At 65.6% G+C, this 4,647-nt stretch carries 5 protein-coding genes; 3 read left to right on the top strand and 2 right to left on the bottom strand.

Features of this window, described 5'->3' with window-relative positions; translation table 11 throughout:
- Window positions 1-413: 413 nt before the first annotated feature.
- Window positions 414-884 (bottom strand): AAA family ATPase, encoded by a 471-nt coding sequence (locus H9622_RS15640; RefSeq protein WP_191767357.1) that lies wholly within the window; start codon window positions 882-884, stop codon window positions 414-416.
- Window positions 885-992: 108 nt separating this feature from the next.
- Window positions 993-1,928 (bottom strand): alpha/beta fold hydrolase, encoded by a 936-nt coding sequence (locus H9622_RS15645; RefSeq protein WP_318247149.1) that lies wholly within the window; start codon window positions 1,926-1,928, stop codon window positions 993-995.
- Between the two features lie 229 nt (window positions 1,929-2,157).
- On the opposite strand from H9622_RS15645, the gene cmtR reads away from it, so the two are divergent.
- Genes cmtR through H9622_RS15660 form a run of 3 tightly spaced genes read left to right on the top strand, consistent with a single transcriptional unit; the run spans window position 2,158 to window position 4,271 of the window.
- Window positions 2,158-2,517, top strand: coding sequence for a Cd(II)/Pb(II)-sensing metalloregulatory transcriptional regulator CmtR (gene cmtR, locus H9622_RS15650; protein ID WP_191767359.1), 360 nt, complete (start codon window positions 2,158-2,160; stop codon window positions 2,515-2,517).
- The gene (locus H9622_RS15655; protein WP_318247150.1) at window positions 2,514-3,203 is read left to right on the top strand and encodes a cation transporter; all 690 of its coding nucleotides are present in this window, start codon (window positions 2,514-2,516) and stop codon (window positions 3,201-3,203) included. Before cmtR ends, H9622_RS15655 begins: the two co-directional genes overlap by 4 nt.
- A 9-nt stretch (window positions 3,204-3,212) precedes the next feature.
- Window positions 3,213-4,271, top strand: a complete 1,059-nt coding sequence (locus tag H9622_RS15660) for a DMT family transporter (protein ID WP_318247151.1) — start codon at window positions 3,213-3,215, stop codon at window positions 4,269-4,271.
- Window positions 4,272-4,647: the final 376 nt, after the last annotated feature.

Consider the following 4,647-nt stretch of genomic DNA (forward strand, 5'->3'; position numbering starts at 1 on the left):
TACGCTCGCATCGAACCGGTTGAACAAGCCGGCTGACACCAGCAAACCGCTCTCCGGACATGCCGGGGCGAGTCACGGAGACACCAGCCGACGGGTTCGGCGTCACGTGAGTGGCGAGCGGGCCGTGGTCGCGCGCGCCGTCCCCGTGTGCGCGATCAGCCGCCCGGGGGTAAATGAGCTGGTCAATGCACGGGAGGTCCACAGATGGTTCTACGCGGACTCGATTGCGACGATCGCGCCAACATGCGCTTCATGATCGCTCGACGGACCCTGTGCGAGACGATCATCGGCGATCCGCCGACGGTGCCCGCTGAGCGATCCCTCAGCGGTCACTGGAACCGGAATGGTTGACAATCGTCTCGCTGAGCGGGGGTCCAAGAAGGATCCACGATCCGCTCGTTGCTTGGCGCGGTTCAGTGGGTGCTGCCTGCGGTGCTCGGGTCGGATGAGCGCCATCCCGCCTTCTCGATCACTTCCCTTGCAGTAGCGGCGATGGGTTTCTGATCCGTGGAGACGAGGAAGTGGCGGATGCGGTCAAGATCCGTTCGCCGGTGGTGCAGGTCCACGAAGTCGCGGAGGGCAGTGCGCCAGCACACGATGATCCTTGAGCCCGGCATTGCGTCGCGGAGCTGCCTGAGGGCGTCCTCGTCTGCGATGACGGTGTCGATGATCATCTTCACGTTGGGGACGGCCGCGTAGTTCGGCCAGATCGCGCGGAGGTTTGATACCGCGAACCATCCCGCCGGGTAGGGATGGATCAGGCCTAGCTGATCCAATTCGATCACCCCGTGCGGGGTACCCGAGGCGCGGAGGTCTTCGGCGATCGCGCGAGTCAGTGTGGTCTTGCCGGACCCTGGTGAGCCGTGCAGCACGAGGACGTCCACAGCAGCCATAGCTCGACGCTACTCACTGGTCCGCTGGTCGGAATGCACCAGGCGCGACGAATGCAGACCGTTGGAAGGGGATCGGCCCGCGGGACGCCCTGTGCTGGGCTATGGACGCTCCGACATCTGCCTCACGGCGTCCTTGACGGTTCGGAAGATTTGCTCTCCGAAGTGTCCTTCGCCGTCGATCTCGATCAGAGTGCTGTCGGGCCACGATTGACTCAGGTCGGAGGGCACGGACATGGTGGAGCTGATGTCGAGGCGGCCGTGGACCATCGTGCCGGGGATGCCGGCCAGCCGGCTCGTCTGGTTCATGATCCCCGCTTCCCCCAAGAACGCGTGATGGCTCCAGTAGTGCAAGACGAGGGTCGCCATCTCAAGACTTCTGCGCGGATCCTGCCAGCGTGGGGAGGGCACGAAGTTGGCGTCGAGCGAGGGATGCGTCTCTTCCCACTCTCCCCACGCAGTCGCGACGCCTTGCCGCTCTGCGTGGTCGGGGCTGATGATGCCGCGGTACAGCGCTTCGACTAGACGCTCGCCCGGAACAGGATGCGCCACAGCAGCCAGGCGTCCCCACTGCTCCGGAAAGACGTGACGCAGATCCTGGGTGAGCGACTGCACCTCGTCCCGGCTCGTCGTTGTCACGGCACCGAGCACAAGCCCCGACACGCGGTCGGGGTGCGCTTGCGCGTACGCCAATCCCAGCGTGGCGCCCCAAGACAGCCCCACGACGAGCCAACGGCCGATGCCGGCGTCTTCTCGCAGGGCTTCGATGTCTTCGATCAGTCGCTGAGTGGTGTTCTGCACGAGCGATTGAAGGTCGTCGACGACCGAGGGGACACTTCGTCCGCAACCACGTTGATCGAAGGCGACAACCGTATGCAGATTCGGGTCGAAGTAGGAGCGGTAATGCGAACTCAGCCCTGACCCGGGGCCTCCATGCAGAAAAAGCGCCGGCGCCGAACCGGACCCGTATCGTTCCCAGAACAGCTCGACACCGTCCGGCCTTCTGATCCAACCGCTGATGAGCAACGCATCTGCCACGGGCTGAGCGTAGTCACCCATTCATCCGTTTGTCTCGGACCTTGAGTACCCCTTGAATCGCCGACTGCGCACCAGTCGATACCCCCACGGCGCAGCGGCTGGCACCAACACCTGCGCGAGGCGGCTCCACCTCGCTTCCCGGAGGGATCGTCTTGCGCTACACGGAGCTCCACGCGGCTCTGTCCCGCTGTCAGAGTATATAGGTCACTGGATGCTGTATAGTCAGTCAATGCTGACCTTATCTTCGCGTGTCGATGTGATGAATCGGTTGGGCCGTGCGATGTCCGACCCCACCCGGTCACGGATCCTGCTCTCTCTCCTTGACCAGCCCGGCTACCCGGCGCAGCTGGCACGCGACCTCGATCTGACCCGGACGAATGTGTCCAACCATCTCTCCTGCCTGCGCGGGTGCGGCATTGTCGTCGCGACGCCGGAGGGGCGGCAGACCCGGTACGAGATCGCTGATCCGCACCTCACCCATGCGATCGGCGCGCTGGTGCAGGTTGTGCTCGCGGTCGACGATGGCGTCCGATGCGTGGATCCCGACTGTGCCCTCCCGTTGTGCTGCGGGACGGGGGCCGTGGCGTGAGCGTCACGACCGACCCGGTCCGCGTGGGCATACTGCGTCGGCGGATCCGTTGGATCGTTGCGTTCACGATCACATACAACGTCGTCGAGGGCATCATCGCGCTGATCGCCGGAGGAATCGCATCCTCCGCCGCCCTGATCGGCTTCGGGCTCGATTCGTTCGTCGAAGTCCTCTCCGCGGCTGCCATTGCGTGGCAGTTCGCCGCCAAGGACCCGGAGACGCGGGAGAAGCCCGCGCTGAGGATCATCGCCGTGTCCTTCTTCGCCCTGGCCGCCTACGTGACCGTCGACGCCGTGCTTTCGTTGACTGGGCTCCGGGAGCCGGAGCACAGCCCGGTCGGGATCGCGCTGGCCGCGATCAGCCTGGCCGTCATGCCGTTCGTGAGCTGGCTGGAGAGGCGTGCCGGTCGGGAACTGGGCTCCGCCTCAGCGGTGGCGGATTCGAAGCAAACCCTGATCTGCGCCTACTTGTCTGCGGCGCTCCTGGTCGGCCTGCTTCTGAACAGCCTGTTCGGCTGGGCATGGGCGGATTCCCTTGCCGCCCTGTTCATCGCCGGGTTCGCGGTGAAGGAGGGGCGCGAAGCGTGGCGCGGCGACGCGTGCACCGTGCCGGTCGCCGCGCTGACCGGTGAACTCGAAATAGACGACCACCACCACGACCATGACGGGCAGCACGAGCACGCGTAGCCTGGAATGGTGCGACTGACATCCCTGCGCAACAGCGGCGTGCAGGCCGCTCTGGCCGCGGCGGTGCTGTTCGGTGCGGGTACCCCCATCGCGAAGCTGCTGCTCACTGATGTGAGCCCCTGGATGCTCGCCGGCCTGCTCTACCTCGGGTCCGGGATCGGCCTGGGTGTGTACCGGCTGATCCGCCGAGCGCCTCGGGTGCGTCTGGAGCGCCGGGAGCTGCTGCCTCTGGCCGGGGCGGTGCTCTTCGGCGGCGTCGTCGGCCCAGTGCTTCTGATGTTCGGACTTGTTGGGATGCCTGCGTCCGGCGCGTCACTTCTGCTGAACGCGGAGGGGGTGGCGACCGCTCTGCTGGCGTGGTTCGTGTTCAAGGAGAACTTCGACCGTCGCATTGCGCTCGGTATGGCCGCGATCGTCGCGGGCGCCGTCGTGCTCTCCTGGCCCGGCCAGGCCGACTTCGCCGGCATCCTCCCGTCAGTGGCGATCCTCGGCGCGTGCCTCGCCTGGGGGATCGACAACAACCTCACCCGGAAGGTCGCGCTCCACGACGCGACCTGGCTCGCCGCTGTCAAGGGACTCGCCGCGGGACCTGTCAACCTCGCAATCGCTTTCCTGCTCGGCGCGTCGCTCCCGCCGCTGCTGAACGTCGGGGCGGCGATGGTCACGGGGTTGCTTGCGTACGGGATCAGCCTGGTGCTGTTCATCGTCGCCCTCCGTCATATCGGAACCGCCCGCGCAGGCGCGTACTTCTCCATCGCCCCGTTCTTCGGCGCTCTCCTGGCGATCGCGCTAGGCGACCCGATCACGATCCCGCTGATCATCGCCGGCGCGCTCATGGCGCTCGGGGTCTGGCTGCATCTCACCGAGCGGCACGAACACCCACACACCCACGAGCCGCTCGAGCACGACCACTGGCACACCCACCCCGACGAGCATCACGACCACGAACACGTCGAGCCAGTCTCAGCCGGCACACGCCACACGCATCCACACCCCCACGTCGAGCTCACCCACACGCACGAGCACTACCCTGACAGCCACCACCGGCATTCGCACCCCACCGCATGAGTCGCGCGGCTGGCGTTTTTTCAGCCCGGCCGCTCTCCTCAAAGCCTCAGCAAGCCCGGTCGACTATTGCGTCAGTTGCGGCTGATTATCAGGTATCGCTCGTCGGAGATTGGGCCACCCCAGTAGGACGGGTCGTCCAGCATGAGAACTTGGACGTCGTCCCGTCGATCGCTGACTAGCTGGATGCATTCTTCAGCAGTCAGCCCGACTCCGGTGTGCCATCGCCCTTCAACGAGGATTAGGAGACCGGTTGGCGCGAGGAGCCCGATCCAGTTTTGTAGAGCCGCCGCGGGATCTGGCGGAGCCTGACCCGGTTTCCCGGACGGTTCTTGTGTGTTGATCATGCCGCGATTTCTGCGGCGGTGTGAAGTGCTTC

It is taken from the genome of Microbacterium gallinarum, assembly GCF_014837165.1.
Lineage (GTDB): Bacteria > Actinomycetota > Actinomycetes > Actinomycetales > Microbacteriaceae > Microbacterium > Microbacterium gallinarum.